The organism is Paenibacillus septentrionalis (genome assembly GCF_042659865.1).
GTDB classification, from domain to species: Bacteria; Bacillota; Bacilli; order Paenibacillales; family Paenibacillaceae; genus Pristimantibacillus; species Pristimantibacillus septentrionalis.
Map to the genome: position 1 here is coordinate 63080 of NZ_JBHSTE010000008.1, position 18508 is coordinate 81587.

The 18508-nt window shown below is 42.5% G+C and carries 19 protein-coding genes; all 19 read right to left on the reverse strand.

Annotation, left to right across the window (positions count from 1 at the left end; genetic code table 11):
• Positions 1 to 23: 23 nt before the first annotated feature.
• The 19 genes from ACFP56_RS19880 to ACFP56_RS19970 all read right to left on the reverse strand — a co-directional run bounded on the left by ACFP56_RS19880 (position 24) and on the right by ACFP56_RS19970 (position 18356).
• Complete coding sequence (locus tag ACFP56_RS19880; RefSeq protein ID WP_379237901.1) at positions 24 to 1883, reverse strand: motility associated factor glycosyltransferase family protein; 1860 nt, start codon at positions 1881 to 1883, stop codon at positions 24 to 26.
• A 115-nt stretch (positions 1884 to 1998) separates the two neighbouring features.
• Positions 1999 to 2808, reverse strand: coding sequence for a flagellin N-terminal helical domain-containing protein (locus tag ACFP56_RS19885; protein ID WP_379237903.1), 810 nt, complete (start codon positions 2806 to 2808; stop codon positions 1999 to 2001).
• Positions 2809 to 2912: 104 nt separating this feature from the next.
• Entirely contained in the window at positions 2913 to 3308 is a 396-nt protein-coding gene (locus ACFP56_RS19890) for a hypothetical protein (protein ID WP_379237905.1), read from the reverse strand.
• The gene (fliS, locus tag ACFP56_RS19895; RefSeq protein WP_379237907.1) at positions 3301 to 3693 is read right to left on the reverse strand and encodes a flagellar export chaperone FliS; all 393 of its coding nucleotides are present in this window, start codon (positions 3691 to 3693) and stop codon (positions 3301 to 3303) included. Before fliS ends, ACFP56_RS19890 begins: the two co-directional genes overlap by 8 nt.
• A gap of 29 nt (positions 3694 to 3722) precedes the next feature.
• Positions 3723 to 5171, reverse strand: coding sequence for a flagellar filament capping protein FliD (gene fliD / locus ACFP56_RS19900; RefSeq protein ID WP_379237909.1), 1449 nt, complete (start codon positions 5169 to 5171; stop codon positions 3723 to 3725).
• A gap of 18 nt (positions 5172 to 5189) precedes the next feature.
• A complete protein-coding gene (locus tag ACFP56_RS19905) occupies positions 5190 to 5549 on the reverse strand; it encodes a flagellar protein FlaG (RefSeq protein ID WP_379237911.1) in 360 nt (119 codons plus the stop codon).
• A gap of 19 nt (positions 5550 to 5568) precedes the next feature.
• Positions 5569 to 5814: a carbon storage regulator CsrA gene (gene csrA / locus ACFP56_RS19910; protein ID WP_379237913.1), complete on the reverse strand. Its 246-nt coding sequence runs from the start codon at positions 5812 to 5814 to the stop codon at positions 5569 to 5571.
• Positions 5808 to 6266: a flagellar assembly protein FliW gene (gene fliW, locus ACFP56_RS19915; RefSeq protein ID WP_379237915.1), complete on the reverse strand. Its 459-nt coding sequence runs from the start codon at positions 6264 to 6266 to the stop codon at positions 5808 to 5810. The genes csrA and fliW overlap by 7 nt, the downstream gene beginning before the upstream one ends.
• 27 nt (positions 6267 to 6293) lie before the next feature.
• On the reverse strand, positions 6294 to 7184 hold the full coding sequence (flgL, locus tag ACFP56_RS19920) for a flagellar hook-associated protein FlgL (RefSeq protein WP_379237917.1): 891 nt from the start codon (positions 7182 to 7184) through the stop codon (positions 6294 to 6296).
• An 18-nt stretch (positions 7185 to 7202) separates the two neighbouring features.
• Complete coding sequence (gene flgK, locus ACFP56_RS19925; protein WP_379237919.1) at positions 7203 to 8801, reverse strand: flagellar hook-associated protein FlgK; 1599 nt, start codon at positions 8799 to 8801, stop codon at positions 7203 to 7205.
• Between the two features lie 27 nt (positions 8802 to 8828).
• Positions 8829 to 9338, reverse strand: coding sequence for a flagellar protein FlgN (locus tag ACFP56_RS19930; protein WP_379237921.1), 510 nt, complete (start codon positions 9336 to 9338; stop codon positions 8829 to 8831).
• Positions 9339 to 9362: 24 nt separating this feature from the next.
• On the reverse strand, positions 9363 to 9632 hold the full coding sequence (gene flgM / locus ACFP56_RS19935; RefSeq protein ID WP_379237923.1) for a flagellar biosynthesis anti-sigma factor FlgM: 270 nt from the start codon (positions 9630 to 9632) through the stop codon (positions 9363 to 9365).
• A gap of 98 nt (positions 9633 to 9730) precedes the next feature.
• Positions 9731 to 10153, reverse strand: coding sequence for a TIGR03826 family flagellar region protein (locus ACFP56_RS19940; RefSeq protein ID WP_379237925.1), 423 nt, complete (start codon positions 10151 to 10153; stop codon positions 9731 to 9733).
• Positions 10154 to 10289: 136 nt separating this feature from the next.
• Positions 10290 to 11150: a ComF family protein gene (locus ACFP56_RS19945; RefSeq protein WP_379237927.1), complete on the reverse strand. Its 861-nt coding sequence runs from the start codon at positions 11148 to 11150 to the stop codon at positions 10290 to 10292.
• The gene (locus tag ACFP56_RS19950; protein ID WP_379237929.1) at positions 11147 to 13093 is read right to left on the reverse strand and encodes a DEAD/DEAH box helicase; all 1947 of its coding nucleotides are present in this window, start codon (positions 13091 to 13093) and stop codon (positions 11147 to 11149) included. Before ACFP56_RS19950 ends, ACFP56_RS19945 begins: the two co-directional genes overlap by 4 nt.
• Before the next feature lie 89 nt (positions 13094 to 13182).
• Complete coding sequence (locus ACFP56_RS19955) at positions 13183 to 13542, reverse strand: hypothetical protein (protein WP_379237931.1); 360 nt, start codon at positions 13540 to 13542, stop codon at positions 13183 to 13185.
• A 159-nt stretch (positions 13543 to 13701) separates the two neighbouring features.
• The gene (locus ACFP56_RS19960) at positions 13702 to 14439 is read right to left on the reverse strand and encodes a response regulator (protein ID WP_379238085.1); all 738 of its coding nucleotides are present in this window, start codon (positions 14437 to 14439) and stop codon (positions 13702 to 13704) included.
• A gap of 18 nt (positions 14440 to 14457) precedes the next feature.
• Positions 14458 to 15594 carry a sensor histidine kinase gene (locus ACFP56_RS19965; RefSeq protein ID WP_379237933.1) on the reverse strand — a complete coding sequence of 379 codons (1137 nt, stop codon included), beginning with the start codon at positions 15592 to 15594 and terminating at the stop codon, positions 14458 to 14460.
• A 68-nt stretch (positions 15595 to 15662) separates the two neighbouring features.
• Entirely contained in the window at positions 15663 to 18356 is a 2694-nt protein-coding gene (locus ACFP56_RS19970) for a stalk domain-containing protein (RefSeq protein WP_379237935.1), read from the reverse strand.
• Positions 18357 to 18508 lie beyond the last annotated feature (152 nt).

The following is an 18508-nucleotide window of genomic DNA, read 5'->3' on the forward strand; positions in this document are numbered from 1 at the left end:
TCACCTATTCTATTATTCTCTATTTACTGTTCTTTTATTTGAGTTAGTTTTTCTTGTAACTGTTGAAACTCCTTTATTAACTCTCTAAATGAATTAATTATAGCTTCTATGAATGGTACGACAATTTCATTCAGCAATTTAGTTTTACCTATCATAGTAGGCTCTTTTGCAATTCGAATAACTTGTTGATCGTAGTTTCTAGTTAATCCTCTGTTCCACACCGTAATAATATCTTCGAACATTGCATTACGAGTGACCTTTGAAAATTGTTGTTCCAACTTGGCTAGGGTATTCATAGCCTTGTCTGGCTGTCTTCTTGATTGCTCATCAATCTTACCTATTAATTTCAAGGATGCTTCACTATAGTCAATAAGTTGTTCACATGTACTTTTAAATTTTCGTATTCGACTTAACGCACCCTCTACCGTGATGCTATTAGTTGTTGATTCGTTTTTGAAGGATAATCTTAATTCACTAAAATTAAAGTTATTTGATTGGATATTCTTTGTTGCCTCTAGAAAAGGTACATAATCGGCACCTTTAATTTTAGCACCTAACGAAGAAGTATTAATAAATGTAACATCATCAATTGTTGAAATAAGTCTCTCAATGTTTTCTAGTACAGACTTCATGGAAATATCAGTATAATTTGTTGTTCCATTTACATTTTCAACTTCTAAATTCCCTTTAGCGATCTTCTTTTTCAGTTGAGATTCACTAACATGCTCTACCCCTTGAGCATAAAACTCATTATTAGGAAACGAACAATCTTGCCCAGCAAATAAGATTTGGTTCGCTCCTAGATACTTAGCTACTTGTATCGCTGTACCTGAAACTGAATTTGTTGGCACAAAATTATAATCAACTTTTATATCTGAAAACAAATAATTAATTATTACATCGTTTTGAAACCAGGCATAATAATTGTGTTTAGGGTGTATATTTAATATATTCGCATAGATTTGCGGAACAAAGACTAATGGTATTTCACTTGACTCTATTTTTTCATATACTTTACCGTTGGCTGAGCCCGGATCCATCGATACCATAAGATGTGGTTCTATACCATATGTTAACAGCGATTGAATGCTTGAGCCAGCAGCAATAATTAGTAATTTATCTTTATGCTTTTTGATTTCCTCGGCATCTACTGCTAAAGAAGGTCCACCACCAACAACTAACGCTGTGCATCCCTCAAATTTATTATGCAGCTCTGATATCGGTTGAGAAAGAAGCATTTTCTCTATATTATTTATACTATTACGATAAGGCAATGTACCAAATTGCTTTTCAAATCCGATCTCTATTAATCTCGACTCTCGAATCAAATAATTATATTCATAAAATGCTCTCATATCTTCAATATTAATTTGAGCATAATAAGGAATATATACATCGATTTGACTTAAAGAAGAGTATGTACTAACCAACGAATGAAATAACTTAAAATGTATAGGGTGATTCCCAATTGTCAATTGCTTGACCTGTGGATGCTCCAATAACTGATCAATTTCCACTATTTTTAACGCCTCAACAAAAATATCAATCTCTGGTTCCATAATAAAGAAATTCAACTTTGAATTAATTTCAATTAACTTAGCCAAATGTTGAGTCAACCCAAGTCCATACATAACTACATCATATTGACCGTCTTGAAGATAGTTATGCTCTTCAATCCATTTTGTTATATCACTTTGATCATCAGAATAAAGCGTTTTTATTCCATCTGTTAATGTGTATGTCAAATTAACTGTGCCATCATCGTTGATGATAAGCTTACTTTTTTTTTCGTTAACTTGATCTAAATACCTTTGTATTAGATCAAATGTATCTCTCTTATTACTATATAAATACATAAGATTTTTTTGCAGTAAATCAGTCATAAACTGCCTCCAGAATGTAAAATCAATTTTTATACTTAGTTATAATATATATCGACATCTGTAAACTATATATTAATAAAAAAAGCTGCCCAAGGGCAGCTTTTTTTATTAACTCTTAACCTAGCAATTTTAATACGTTTTGCGGTACAGAGTTTGCTTGAGCAAGCATAGAAGTACCAGCTTGAACAAGAATTTGATTTTTTGTAAAGTTAGTCATTTCAGCAGCCATGTCTGCATCACGAATACGAGACTGAGCAGCTGATAGGTTCTCAGCATTTACTCCAAGGTTGTTAATCGTATGCTCAAGACGGTTTTGTACAGCACCAAATGTAGCACGTTGAGAAGACACACTATCAATAGCAGTCTTGATTAGTGCAATTGCAGAAGCTGCACCCGCTGCATCCCCAACACTAATACTACCAATTCCAAGAGCAGAAGCGCTCATATTGCCAGTTGTAACTGAAATTGTGTCTCCGCTTTCGCTACCAATTTGGAAGCTGATGCTAGAAGAAGAATTAAGAAGGTTAATTCCATTGAAAGTTGTTTTACTTGCAATGTTGTTGATTTCAGCAAGCAATTCGTTTACTTCCAATTGAACTTGACTACGATCAGCACTTTGATACGTACCGTTTACAGCCTGGTTAGCAAGAGTGTTCAAACGTTGTAGCATAGAGTGAACTTCAGTAAGCGCACCCTCAGCTGTTTGAATCAAAGAGATACCGTCTTGTGCGTTACGTTGCGCTTGTTGTAAACCATTGATTTGGAAACGCATTTTCTCAGAAATCGCAAGACCTGCGGCATCATCAGCAGCGCGGTTAATACGGTATCCAGAAGAAAGCTTCTCCATCGTTTTGTTCATGTTCGTGTTGTTGAAACCAAGATTGCGGTGTGCATTCATAGCACCTACGTTAGTGTTAATAAACATAATATCATCCTCCATGATCTATTATTACGCCACATCCTTGTGGCTACATATAATGTATCGGCTAACATTCGATTATAGTTTATAGTATATTACAAAAAAAATAGTTATTTCTTACTATCAATATAGTAAGAAATAACTTCATGGGAATTTAGCCCGCCGTATGAATGAAGCGTCTTTCGCTGAACGTTAACTTTCTTCATCGAACGCGAATCTTCTGAGTGCCATGCTTCAATAATAGCTTGCAGTCTTTCATTCTGTCGATGTATACTCTCTATAATTTGCATGAGTTCATCCTTTATTAAGCTGGATAACATTTCATAGTCTGATGTAATCATCCGTTGCTCTTGTATAGTCAGCTGAAGCTCACGTTTTGATTCCTCCAGTGTATACAGGTCATCAATTTGCTCATCATAGCGTGGTTGTTCGGCCAGCTCTAATTGCTTATTATACAAGTCATGCAAAGCCTGGTAGGAGGATAATATTACGTTATGATCAAACATTCGTTATGTTCACTTCCTTCGCAATCTGTTCCCAGGAAGCTTTAATTTCGGTAATAATCCCAATCGCCTCCTGCAATGGCTCAGCAGATTGTTCAATATTCCCTTTGATCGATAACTCTATGACATACATATATAAGGAATTCAAACCAACTGCTACTTCCTTGCCATCATTAAAATTCAAGCAAGAGATGAGTTCATAAATAATGTCTTGGAATCTCTTAATCGCATTGTTAGTTTCCTCAAGATTATTCTGTTCTATTTGATTTATCGCACGAGTTGCAAACCGAATAGCACCTTCATATAGCATCGTAATAAGCCGATGAGGGGAAGCTGTCTCATATTTGTTCTTTTGATATGCTTGATAACCATTAAGATTAGAGATCATCTAAACTCCATCCCCTTACTTTTACTGAATTATTTGGACTTGTTTAACGATTCTAGCTGTGACGTTAACCAATCCTTTTGATTGTTCAGCGTAGACAGCATAGTCTCCATCGTGCTAAATTGCAACTTTAATCGAGCCTCTGTCATCTGTAAACGCCGATCCATATGATCAAGCCGATCATCGATCATTTTAATCTCAGAATCATAACCCGTAATTTTGTTAGAAAGCATACCATTAACCGTAGAAGTGTAGCTACTCATAATAGAAGTAAACTGGGTAATGATACCACCTGGATCTGCTTTGATCCCATTATCAGGATCAGCAGCTCTTTCGTTTTTCGCAAATAAATCTATTACTTTTTGGGGATTAGCTACTAAAGCATCTTTAAATGCGGCTTCATCAAAGGTAATTTTACCTGTCATGAGGCTAGCCTTTCCTACACCTTTATCAATGCTCAGACCAATTTGCTCCATCCATGCCTTGCCGCCAGAAGTATCCACAATTGAATTGAAAATCGAGTACAACTGCGAGTCGATTCTCTTTAGTAGTGAGTCGCCTTGCAACGGATTCATTTTACTATCATCTGCAGGTTTAGATAGATTCGTTTTTACTAGAGAAATTAGATTATTATAAGCATCTACAAAGCTCTTCACATTTTTCACAATAGCATCAACATCTTGCCCAACCGTTACTTTGGACTCACCCACACTATTCAGTGTAAAAGTAAGACCCTCTTCTGCTAGGTCGTTAAAGGTGTTCGAGCTTCGAGTAACAGTAACCCCATTTACATCAACAATGGCATCCTTACCTGCTTTGTTGATGACACTAGCATGTGAGTCATCTATAATATTAGTAGTACCTAAAGTAAAAGACACCGCATTCTCAGGACCTTCACCAGTATTCTTTGAGTTAAGAATAAGCTTAAAATTCCCATCAGATGACGTCTTAAGTACTGAAGCCGTGGCATTAGAGCCATCTTCTGTATTTGTTTTTGAATTAATAATTTGAGCCAGCTTTTTTAATTGTGCTTCATCACCGTCAAGCTCAGCGATGGCATTAAGATCATCTTCTGTGAAGGTATAATTGCCTATTTTTAATTCCTTAGCAGGATCAGCAATTGCTGCATTCACCTGATCCAGCATATGACTCGCATCAATTTCCACAACGTTTTTCGTAGCAAGCTGCTTAACATTAAGATCATATGTAGCTGGCGTAACATTCAATGATGAGCTAACACTTACAGCATTTGAACTGGATGTTGCTTTTAGCTTGTTCCAATCCGCCGCATACCTTAAGTTAGTTAACGCCGTGCTGAATGTACTGAACGCTGTATTAATATTACGAAAAACATTTTGTTCGGAACGTAGATTAGTCTTTTTCGACTCCAGATTTTTATAAGGAATACGTTCAAGCGCCATCAAATCATTGACCATTTGCGCTGTGTCAAAGCCAGACAAACCAGTTATACTAATTCCCATATCAAGGCCTCCTTATCTCTATCTCTTCTCATCAATAAAAAATCCAACCATATCTTTCAGCTTCGCGGCCAGTTCAAGCACGTATTCCGCTGGTATGCTATCGATAACTTCTCTTGTTTGTACATCAACCACTTCCACGTAGAACTGTTCAGCATCTTCATTAAACTTCATTCGAAGCGAATGGTTTAATGCATCGAATTGATTGTTCGCCTTCTCCAATTCCTTGTAAAGCTTGTCCTTACTGTCTTCCATTAGCTTTGCTTGATCTTTTTCATAAGAGGCAGCTACATCTGAGTCTTTAGGTGCTGTCTTCTTGTTGCCAGGTAGTTGACTCCAATCAATTGTGGTTCCATCCATACGATTGATTGAATCAAACACAAATTTTCCCCCTTCATATTCACTTTTTTGGTGTACTTCCCTTTTTCAACTGCTTCATCATCTCCTTAGCGTCCATGCTTGTTGAGATAGATGACTGTATGTTCTCTGCCTTGATTGCATCGTACACTTCAGATCGCAAAATCTGAACCTGCTTGGGAGCCTCAAAGCCTAGCTTGATTACATCGCCTTCTACAGCTAGTACATGTACTTCGATATCGTTCCCGATTCTTACAACTTCTCCAACTTTTCGCTTTAGTACTAGCACGATTCATCACCTGCCAATACTAATGGCTCACGTACACTTACGGAATCGTCCATAATGACGTACTGGCAGCCGTTACGTTGTTCGGGTACTAAAAGAATTGGAGCCTTAAGATTAATATATGGCTCATTATCAATAAATCGCAGGATATAGAACGTAACAATTTCGCTTGCTTCTTGAACACCTAATTGCTGAACCGTCAATTCATCAATGCGAAAGCCTTCTGAATTAGCAGCCAGCGTAGCTGGTATAAGCATTAAACTAATGTCCTCGCTAAATGACTGTAAAACAAATAATTCCGTATCATCATAGGGTAGTAGAGCAAATTGTTTTAAATGTGAAAATCCAACAATCCCTTGTTCAAAGGTATAGATCTGATGAGGCTCTGGCTGTATATCACCGTATAATGCACTATTAATCGTTGATTTTGATACAGTGGTGTTGTTTTCACTCATAAACTAGCTCTCCTAACCAAGTAATAATTATCGAATATAATCCAAAAGGGAGGTTTGAAGCACCCTTGCTCCAACTGACAATGACGCTTGCAGTACATTCTGCTGAAGCTGAAGTTGAATAACTGCGTCCGCCATATCAACATCTGCTACAGAAGAACGTAGCGTTGTCAAGCTAACTTTTTCATCGCCAATTCTATTTTCAATTAGCTCAAATCGATTCATTCTTGCACCCACCTCGGCAAGATTCAAAGAAATACGATCAATGGCTGAACCAATATTAGTCAAGCTTGCAGACAATTCTGCTTGATCATCATTCTCAAGGTGCCTAGCGATATCATCAAACAGCTTGAATATATTATCATCTGCGCCCGACTCGCCGAATACCGTTTCACCCGGCAAGCTGACAGCGACCGTTACAGATGGGCTCACGTTCAAATAATAAACCCCTTTATCTGTCGTATTGTCAGCTGCAGTTGCAGAATCATATGGCTTAACATCCGTTTTTTGTCCGTTGAAGATATGTCTACCGTCATATGTACTGTTGCCGACTGTAACCATCTGCTCGCGCAGCTGAAGCACCTCTAGACGAATTTGTTCTCTAACATCAGGAGTAATCGTACCATTAGCAGCTTGGTTGGTGATCGTATTCAGACGCTGCAATATACTGTTAGCTTGCTGAAGCACAGAGTCAGTCTGACTTAGCCAGCCATAACCTGTTTTGGAATTCGCCAAATATTGCTCATTGCGCGCCAGCTCTGTTGTATAGCGCATCTGATAACCAATACCGACAGGATCATCACTGGGCTTGCTAATTTTTTGTCCAGTTGACAGCTTATTCTGCCAAGTCAAAATATCGGCATTGTTATTTCTCACATTACGCAGCAGCTGCGTGTTCTGCATCATACCTGTAACTCTCATCCTTTATCCCTCCTACTGCTAGCGGCCAACTAGCCCCATACTATTAATTATTCGGTCCAACATCTCATCTACCACTGTCATATTTCGGGCAGCTGCATTGTATGCATGCTGGAAACGAATCATATCCGTCAGCTCTTCGTCAATACTTACACCGCTTACCGATTGTCGGCGAATTTCCACATTATCGGTGAGATTCCCGCTTCTTACGAAATTCGTGTTCGCTATACTCGAGCGCGTACCAAGATCACTAACAAATGCTCGGAAATAATCATCTGTTGTACCTGTAGATAGTGCTGTCAATGCAACCGGATAAGTAAATTTCATATCGCGCAGGTTAGACAATACAAACGCTACATCGCTGTTCCCTTTAATCGTGTGCATATCCGTACCATCTGTCCCGCCCAATTCATATTGTCCTGAGGCTGCAACTTTATTCGTATCTGCTAAAATTTCTGCATTAACCTGTAAATTATCGATCGTAAATGGAACAGTATTATCTTTGGATGTGAAAAATGGAATACCTGTTTCGGCAGGCGTATTCAACGAATATCCAAGCTGATGCACACCATTGAAGCCATTCACTTTGAATGTTACGCTTGATGTAATGTTGGAGCCTGCAGGAATTGTATCGCCTGCCGCATACGTTGTCTTCGTTCCGTCTGCATTCGTTACTTCCACATCATTTTCCGCGATCATATCGTTAGACGTTTTATAACCGTTTGGCATCGTGATGTCGATCTCACCGCGCACCAGTGTATCCACCATCGCATTTAACTGATCACGTACAAGCTGTATATCTTCTAAAGATTTGGCGTAACCTGCAATCTCGCCGCCTGTAATATTCGGCACATCCGCATTAGTAAGATTCGTCACCTGTGCACCGTTAATGACTTGAATGCCTCCACTGTATACATTAACCATGCCGTTGGCATCCTCAGCATATTGCACATCCACAATCTTTGAGAGCTCGTCTAGCAGCACATCGCGCTGATCACGATAATCATTGGCGTTGTCGCCAAGCATTTCGATTCGGCTGATCGTATTGTTCAGCTGAGCAATGCCATCCAATATTGTATTTGCTTGATTCAGCTTGATCGTAGTATTGCTAGCAATATCGCTTTCAAGCGTATTGAGAGAGGTGCCAATTTTATTAAATGTATCTGCAAGGTTTTTGGCATTACCGATAAAATCGACGCGAGCACTTAATAGGTTGGCATCGCGATTCAGGACTTCAAGCGAATTCCAAAACTTGTCCATGACCGCGCTGACTCCACTATCAGACGGCTCATTAATGATAGTCTGAATAGATTCCATCGTTGCATTGTAAACAGAATAATACCCATAGTCCTGGTTTTCACGACGAAACTGCATATCCAGGTAGCTGTCACGAACACGTGTCACACTTTCATATTGCACCCCTGTACCGATTTGACCAGGCGTATGAACGCGGTTAAAGCCCGGCATATAAACCGGATCAGCGTTGGTCATATTCACGCGCTGACGTGTATAGCCTACCGTTGATGCATTCGATATATTGTGACCAACTGTACTAAGTGCAGTCGACTGCGTTAACAAAGAGCGCTTGCTCGTCTCTAATCCATGAAAAGTTGATACCATAATTGCCCTCCTAATGGGTTTGCTTAATTACGCTCGTGTATCATATAGGCCTGTCCGTCTCTGTGTATCGTTACCAGGGCTCGGCCGTTTGTAGGTGACTTCGTCTTCTGGCGGTCCACATATGACATCCAGTGAGAAATGTACGTAATCCAGTGACAGCTGGATCAGCTGCTGATTATGCTCATTAGCTCCTTTTAGCCGATCTGCAACTTGGGCAAGATCTGACTGAAGCTCAGACAGCTCTTGCTTTTGATTAGGATCAATTATCAGTTGCACCATTTCCGAAAGCATCATTTTGAGCTTTGGTCTGAAGCCAAGCTCCCGCTGCAGCTTTGTGAGAAGAGCACGAATGCCATTTTCCAGCTCAGGAACTGGCTTCAGCGCTTTGGACTCCTTCATCGTAATCATATTGATCGCTTCGATATCGTTGGCAATAATTGCGGCTTTTTTCTCATCTGCCAGTGTAAACAAGGCGCGATAGATAAGAAGTAGTTGCTTGAGCTGTTGAATCAGCTGCTGAAAGGTTGTCTGTTCCATCCTTGATCCTCCATTACTCGCGCATTATTGTTTAAAGAAAGGCAGCAATCTCTCCGCCAGCTTGCCTGCTTCAACATGGTACGTTCCGGATTGCACAGCTTGCTTCAACGCCTTCACATGCTCAGCTCGCTCAGTGTTTTCTGCGCGGCTGCTCTCCAGCATCTCCTGCGCTGCCTGAGAAATCTGCACCTCGTCTTTCTTGGAGGCCTGCTTGCTCTCCTTGCGATAATCCACTTGCTGCTGGTAACCCTTATTGATTCCGTTTATACGATTTATGTCATTGATTTTCATCATGTTCACCTCTTTTTCCAAACTAAAAAGCCGATAACTACTAATAGTATTATCGGCTTCAATGATTTTTTTATTTATAGTAAATCTAAAGTAAATCCAAGCTAAGTACGATCTTTATACTGATTTATCCCTTTATAGGCCTCTTTTACAGTTTCATTACTCGATTTATGTGATTGCGATTGTGCGTCTCCGCTCAGTAAAGTTTTCGACGCATTAACCAAGCGTGTTCTACAGCTGTCGCATAAGTTGTTGCTTTGAATTAATACACCGCAGGACTCACAAGGATACGCAAGATTTGGAGCATCCATCAATGAAATGCGACCTTCGCGAATAAATTTAGTAATTTGCTTGATGGTCACACCTGTTTCGTCAGACAGCTCTGTAATCGACGCTCCTCGGTTTTCTCTCAAATATGTTGCGCATTTCTCGTACTCCTTATCAATCTCGCGCACACAAGCAGGGCATACATCTCTAAAGCCCTTCACGAACACTTTTCCGCATCGAGGACAATTGTCTATATTCATCTATAGTGACCCCCTAAACCTACGATATACTTACTATTAATAGTTTATCGTAAGTTTTATCATTTTTCATTAGCGAAGTTGTGAAAAATGTATGTAATCCATTCGTAATAATCCTCAGGACCTAGCATAATGCAACTTATGACCTAGCCCAGGTTGCACTGGCTATTGTAACTGGAAACGGGCACACTTCAGCAATTGCATCTGCACACGCGTGTATCGTATTTCCAGTTGTGTAGACATCGTCGATTAGCAGCAGCTTTAACGACGCGTTGCGATGTTTCAATCTTAGCCACGTATTAATAGCACTTACGGAAACGTGATACCTACTGGACAAGCCTTGAAAGCGAGCGCCACGCCCTTGATGGCTCTGCCTTGCATCTACATGGTGAGTACTGCGAACAAGTAGCTCTACATATGGAATCTGTGCCTTCTCACTAACGATGCGTGCAAGCTGCTCCGCTTGATTGAAGCCGCGCTCTCGATATCTCGTTTCGCTAACAGGCACAGAGGTGACGCCATCCCAGCAAGCGGAGCCTGTCTTCTGGAGCCACTTCAGCGCAGGCAGCTTACTTCGTCTCCACTGATCCTCCAGGTTTTCCTTTCTGATCAGCTGCGCGCTTAGCCGCTCTACTGCCGGCATCAGCATTGCGCCTAAAATCGGAGTCAACCGCTCATCGCCTTGAAACTTGTAGCGATGAAGCCATTCCTTCATAGCTGACTGATAGACAACTGCACTTCGATTCATCCAAAGAGCGGAGTCCGATCGAATCAAGCAGTCAGGACAGCGCTGTGCTCTGCCGCAATGCATGCATTGGACATTTCTTATCCATGCAATCTGATCTACGCAATCTGCACACAATCGTTTGTTTAGCTCCTTCACATGAAATGGATCTACATCCTCCTGTATTCGTGCTCGCCCTATCATTTTTGAACAGACGACGCAGACATCACGCTTAGGCTGCAGCCACTGCATCATATCGAAAGCCTTTAGCTTCAACGCGATCCTCTCCCCTTAGCGCCTATATAGGGCTTCAGCAGGTAGCCCATTTTATTGGCTAGCTCATTCATGCTGTTGATTTGCTTGATTGCTTTTCGCTGCGATTCGTTCCACTGCTGTGACAGAAAATAGACGGAGCCGTTTGGTGCATCGCCTGAGCGCCCGGCTCTACCGGCCATCTGAACAAGCGAAGCCTCATCGAACAACTCTGCTTCTGCATCACATATATAAACATGACTGCGAGGCACCGTGACACCTCTTTCAAGAATCGTGGTCGTTACAAGAATGCGAATATCTCGTTTGCGAAATGCCATTACTTTTTCACTGCGCTGCTCGTCCTTGGAGGAAGTAGCCTCAATCGGAACATGAGGAAATCGTGCTCGAAGCAGCTGAGCATACGCCTCTGTATGAGCGATTCGCTGCAAAAAAACAAATATTTGTGCATCCTCCTGCAGCGATTGCTTTAAGGCTCGATATACTAAGGATGGAATGTCGCCTTGCTTGATCTGTTCAGCTACTAGTGGGGTTTTTACGCGAATTGGAACAGGAAGAGGATGCCGATGATAACGAACCGGCAGCTTCACATAAGCGAGCCGTCCTCTGTTAAGCTCTCTCTGCAAGTAAGCAGGCGGCGTTGCTGATAAGAGCAGCCTCACACCCTCTTCCGTACTGCACTGCTCGGCAACGCGATATAGACGTTCATCGCCATGATAAGGAAAAGCATCTAGCTCATCTATAATTACAAGGTCAAAGGCTTTCTGGAAGCGCATAAGCTGGTGTGTAGTGGCAATAACGAGCTGACCATACTCCCAGCGCTGTTCACTACCGCCGTACAACGTCACGATAGACAGCTCAGGAAAGGCTTTGTGCAAACGAGGTGAGAGCTCCAGCACAACATCTCTGCGTGGCGTAGCGAGAAGCACACGCCCTCCTAGACGTATAACATAGGCAACCAGTGGAAAAATCATCTCGGTTTTACCCGCTCCTGTAACGGCCCACAACAAAAATTGCCGTGACAGCTTGGACGTTGTTGTCGAGGAAACAAATGGCAGCCAGCCGCTGGTCTGGCGCCTGCGTTTCGCGGGATCTGCCGACATGCTGCCATGCACGAACGAGAGTGCTTCCTTCGTCGCCATCTGCTGCGCATCACTTAATCCAAACTCAGCGAGATCCAGCATACGCTCAGGCGAGGAGGACGTATGCTTGACACTTTTAGGTACAACGGAATGATACTGCCCAACGATCAGTACACTGCATGTACGAGCTCGTCCCATTTGCAGGCACTCATGGCAATAGTAGCAACGCTCGCCACAATACGGGCAGTAATGCTCTGACCTAATCAGCTTCTTATCGTAGCAGCGTAAGCAAAGCAATGTATCTGACTTCCCTCCTTGTCTCGTCCACTCCACAGCACTTCTCAGCCGGATCTGCCCATGCAGCAGCAAGTCGCGAAAGGCAAGCTGTAAGTCCAGTTGATGATTAGACGTTTGACTCGAGGCTTGATGCTTCCAGACGCTTAACCACTCATCGTACAGCAGCTTTCGTCCCTTCAGAAAATCAAGCACCTGTTCTTTCGCTTGCGTTGCAAGTTGTGCTGCACCATCGAATTCGTGAAGTGATCCAGCATCAGTTTTGTAGGCATAACGGATCCAGCGCAGGTCGCTGCTAATTCCAATGGCGTTCAGTTGACGCTTCACGGCCATTAGACATTGCCGCATGGCATTAAAAGCATTACCTGTTGGCTTATCAATCACTGCTTCAACAACTCGTATCAACCAATCAGCAAGATATAAGGCAATCGGGACCGCACTCACTACCAGCTGTTCACCATCACGAAGCGCATTCTGCCACTGCTCAGCATCAAATGCCTCTCGTTGTTCATACGGGAGCCATACTACACGCGCCGTTTGCCGATTACCGACGACGGCCATTCTACCATACACGGCTACTCCTCCTTTAAAATGCAAAAAGCACACGACCGCCATATCACGGATTCGCGTGCTTCACGAAATGATTATGTTTAGAGTATAAATTAGAAAGGCAGCTTGCACAAGTCCTGCTCCTTATTCAAATCGACAACAACCGCATGCGGCGGTACTGCAGCCTGCTGCTGGATATGAATTGGAAACCACCTGCTGCTCCATCGATCAGCCATATAGGTAAGTTCATGGCTAGAAAAAGACGGTACGATTGTAACCTGAACCGAAATGCCCATCCACTTCGAGAAGGAGTACATTGACCGAATGATCCATTCCATCTCTTCTTTTGGCTCTTCTGCCAGCAGAATATAATGTTTTTCTATCTGATGATGCCGACACATCCAATAATACAAATGAACAGCAGCCGCTACAAACACATAGCATCCAATAACAAAAAGTAGAAGACTTATCATCGTCGTTACCTCCTCTTTGCATATTGTATGCATCCTCAACCTATGCGGTCACCTAAGAAAGCCCTTTCTAAATGATAAAAAATGGCTATGAAAGTATCATATTCATCGAATAGATCTAACATAACCATCTTTATTCCATTACGGATTTTTATATAAAAACTAAAGCGTCACCCAGCCAAATTTGATGGAATTGATAACCGCTTGCGTACGATCATCCACCTCCATTTTTTGCAAAATGCTACTGACATGATTTTTTACAGTTTTCTCACTAATAAATAAGTGCTCACCAATCATCTTATTGCTTTTGCCCTCTGCCATTAAGCGAAGCACTTCCGCTTCGCGGCGTGTAAGCGGACTTTCCTCAAGCGGAATATATGTCGCGCCGATGTCGAGATTCTGATTCGTGGAAACGCCGATTTCGTCCAAATACGTCATGCGTCTCAATTGATTGATTAGCTTGCCCGTTACCTTTGGATGAATAAAGGAATAGCCTTGAGAAACGGCACGAATCGCATTAATCAATGACTCTGCACCCATATCCTTCAGCAGATAGCCCGTTGCGCCTTTGCGTAGTGATTCAAAGACATAACTCTCATCATCATGAATAGACAAAATAATGACCTTCACATCTGGAAATAGGTCGCGCAGTCTTTCTGTCGTCACCACACCTGTCTCGATAGGCATGTTGATATCCATCAATACGATATCTGGCAGCGTATGATTGCAAAATTCGAGTACTTGAATGCCATCACCGCATTCACCAATAACCTCCAGATCGGCTTCCATATTAAGAATTCGCTTTAGGCCTTCGCGAAATAATTGATGGTCATCAGCAAGCAAAATTTTAATGGAATCTACAGAACTAGTTGCTGCACTGCTTCCTTCTACATTAATCATCATCACTGATCCCCTTTCCTAACTTTTTTTTAGAGGTATTTCTATTGTGATTTCTGTTCCTTTATCAACCTCCGATTGTATGTCGATGACACCTTCAAGCAGTTCAACACGCTCATACATGCCAATTATGCCATAGTGCTGCTGATCAGTGCTTGGCATGCGGATAAATCCTCTTCCGTTGTCCTTCACTTTTATTTGAAGATTGTTTACTCGAAAGCTCAGCATAATCGTAACTCTGGACGCACTCGCATGCTTCTGCACATTCGAAAGCGCCTCCTGAGTCAAACGATAAATGGCCGCTTCCATAGATGAGCTAAGCCTTACCTCTTTGCCCGACACTTCAAATATCGTATGAATTTTAGTCTTTTCTTCAAAGTCTTGCAAAAGCTTGCGCAATGTAGGAATTAAGCCCAAATCATCAAGCGCCATCGGTCTGAGATTGAAAATAATTTTGCGAATTTCCTCCAGTCCAGAACGAACCTGCCCCTTTAAATCCGAAAGCTCGACCTGTATCAGGTCATAATCCTGCTTCGCAGCCATGCGTTCTGCAATCTCGGTTCGAAGCGCAAGATTAGCCAGTGTTTGCGCTGGACCGTCATGAATTTCCCTGGCGATGCGTTTGCGTTCCTCTTCTTGCGCCAAAATAATTTTTAGCCCCAGCAGCTGACGGTTTTTAGCAGACTCCAATATGCGTGTGACATTATCCAAATCGCCTGATAGATATTCCAGTACCACATTCATTTGGGATGCGATGCTCTCTGCGCGCTCAATATTTTTTTCGACATTTCGCATGCGCAATTGAAGATCATCTCTTCGCATTTTCAAATGCTTTTCCTGCTCTCTGCTCGTCGCAAGCTGAAGCTGGATTAAAGTGGCCTTTTCATAGGCCTTCTTTATATCCAGCTCTCCATAACGTGTAAAATCTCGACTCACATCTGTAAGACGAATCCTTGCATAACGGTACTCCATCTCAAGCTTATCAACCTGCTCGATCATTTGCACCGTTTGCTGCAGCACATGCTCCAGCTCTTTTTCCAAAGCTGCGCGTTCACTTCGTGCTGATTCACACACCTCATATATTTGATATTTACTATCTTCCATTACACGAATCGCATTTGAAAAAATACGATTAATATCGACGGTGAGGGGATCCACGTAACCAGGACTCCTTTATATAAATTACTTAACCAATTATACCATAACAAGGTCTCTAGCCATAATTTTTACTGGATGGTCACGCTTTGCTCTGAATGATTATAGGTTACTTTATAGCCTAGCTTCTCAGAGAACAATCGCACTGGTATAAGTGTTCTGCCCTGAGAAACGTATGGCGCAACCTCTGCTGAATAGCGAGTTCCGTTCAATGTGTATTGCTTCTCGTTCAGCTTCATTTCCAATATATTGCTGCCGCTAAGCACGGTAACTCTTTTCGCTGCATTGTTATATTTGATCTCTGCCCCAAGCTGTTCTGTAATAAAACGCACCGGCAGATACGTATAGCCGTCCTTCAAGGTTGGTGCCACTTCAAGTGAAACTGCTTTTCCGTTTACGTTAGCTCGTTTGCTGTTGAGCGTAAGCTTGACCACATTTGAAGTCGAAGAAGCTGCGTCCGCATTTTTCCCATACTGAACAATATTGTCGACAGCGATTTGTCCGCTGGCAGCTACTCCTGCTTTCGTCGAATCTACTGTGACGACATAAATTCTTCTCAGCTTCAATGCACCCTTCATCTTGCTGCTGTCCACGTCGACTTTCACATTTTTCCAACCTGTCCAATTGACGGATTTGGCAAGATCCACATAATGTATCGTATTGCTTTCGTCCACGACCTCTGCTCTCAGCCAGTTGCCGCTGCCGTCTCCATGTATATCAAGCGACAGGCCACTTAAGCCAGCCATCAGGTTACGCCCAGCCGTTCCTAGTCTTGCATAGGAAGCTTTCGTTCCTGTTCCAGCTGTAAAATCATAGCTGATTTGCAAGGCTTTATCGGAGCTGTTTCCGGAAGCGCCAGTCACGAGTTTCGCACTGCCTTTGGTCGTGTTCTCTGGTGTCACTTGACTCGTAATACTATAGCCCACGTTGTTAAAATTCTCCACAGTAGCTGTTGTCGTCTCATTCGTAAATGGAATCATTGTAGCAAGATCGCCATATCGCACAATCGCATAACCGTTAGTCGTTCCTTTGCTTACTGAATTTACTGTAATGACACCGTTATTAAATGTACCAGCAAACCCTACAAATTCCCATGTCAAATGATTTCCACTCAAGGTATATTGATCCCCATTTGTCAGAGTTGCCTTCAAGGATACTGGAAGTGTAGCTCCTTGAGAAAGCGATCCTACTCCCGAAGTTGAAACAAGTGATTTAAGCTGATCTGAGCCAACTACTTCGAATGTCGTGGTTGCTTTTGCCGATCCTGAGGTTGCCGTCACACTAGCTGTGCCCGCTGCTTTGGCTGTAAAGACATCACCAGAGAACGTGCCAGTATTGTTTTCGCTCTTCCACGTTGTCGTACCCGCAATATCCATAGGGTTGTAACGCGTATCATAGCCACGAAGATTAAAGGTTGCCGTTTGGCCAATCAGCATTTTTTGAGCGCCTGTAATGATCAGCCCTTTCAATTCACCTTGTGGAGCAGATGTAAACACGCCAATCCCGTTAGATACCGCACGCATGGAGCTTTCCTGAGTGGCATGGGCTAGCGACAATGTGCTGTAGCCCAGCTTGCGCTCCACCATTGTTGTCGAGCCGCCACCATCAAGGTTAACAGCCTTATGCGCACCGAGCTGCACCATTACCGTCTGCAGCTCTCTTAAGCTAAGTCCTGTATTGGAGCCTGCTCTCTCGGCTGTAACCATATAAACCTTGCGTCCATCTGCCGAATATCCGATTGCCGTGCGAGAGGTATAGGAGTTGCCGCTTACTCCTGTTATATCACGCGAGAAGCTTGAAGCTTTTCCATTCTCTACAAGCAGGGTATGACCGCTAACCATCATCGTAAAGCTCGCAGGGTCGACTTTTTGCTTGGTTGTTTGGGAAATCAACGCATAAGTGGCATCAACCGTGTCACCCACAGTCAGCTTTGTTAAAAAGTTGGCTGCATCTCGATGACCCCGAAGCACGTAACCATTTTCAGGGATAGGCGAGGATATTGTACCGTTGCTCACAATTTCCTGTACCACATTATCTACAACAAGTGCTTCTGTTGGTGTTGTGCCTGAGCTTGCCGGTCTTTCCTTGCCTGCCCATGCACTCGTATAAATAAATAAGCGATTAGAATGACTGTATGTTTCGCCGGATACGTCTGAGCTGTATGAGGATTGATTAATACCTGATAGAGGAAAGCTTGTCCCATTGCTTGCATTGACCATTCCCTCGAATGTATAAGCATCAATTGTCGGCTTATTATCAGCCGTCACTCCAAATGCATACATCCCTTTCAGCAGAGATGGGCTAACGACCAAATTTCCAGAAGCAATATGAGAGCCAAGCGGAGCCCCTTCTCTACCCATATTGAATACATCGCCATTAATTGCCGCGATGGCCCCTGCATTAGTCGCCATCGTCATCACATTGGTACGAGTTCCAACCTCGCCATTGCGTCCGCTCAATGCTTGCAAGGATATGTACGGATTGGACAAATCAATTTCCAGCACATGGACGCCCGTTGAAACCTGTCTCGATGATCTTGTTGTCGTAAATGTATAATCCTTCCTTACTACACCTGAAGAAATGATAGTTTCTCCCGTAGCGGTAAGTTTATTGGTTGCAGTAGAAGACGCATAAGCTCGATCAGTATGTGCGAATTTTGACATTGGTAGAATAGACTGCATCGGGGTTACAATAAGCGCCCCTGTAAGCAGCAATATTGCAGCCTTTTTCTTCGTAAACAAGTGTTTTATCGTATAGCGTTGCATCTAGTAATCTCTCTCCTAACTCTAGTATCTATTATTATATTAGACTACAGGAGATAATAGAAAGTTGCCCCAAACCGGGAATTAATTTCATCGAACTTGCTTACTTCGCTTGAGCTCCATAAAAAAGCTGCACGGAAACGATACGTTCGTCA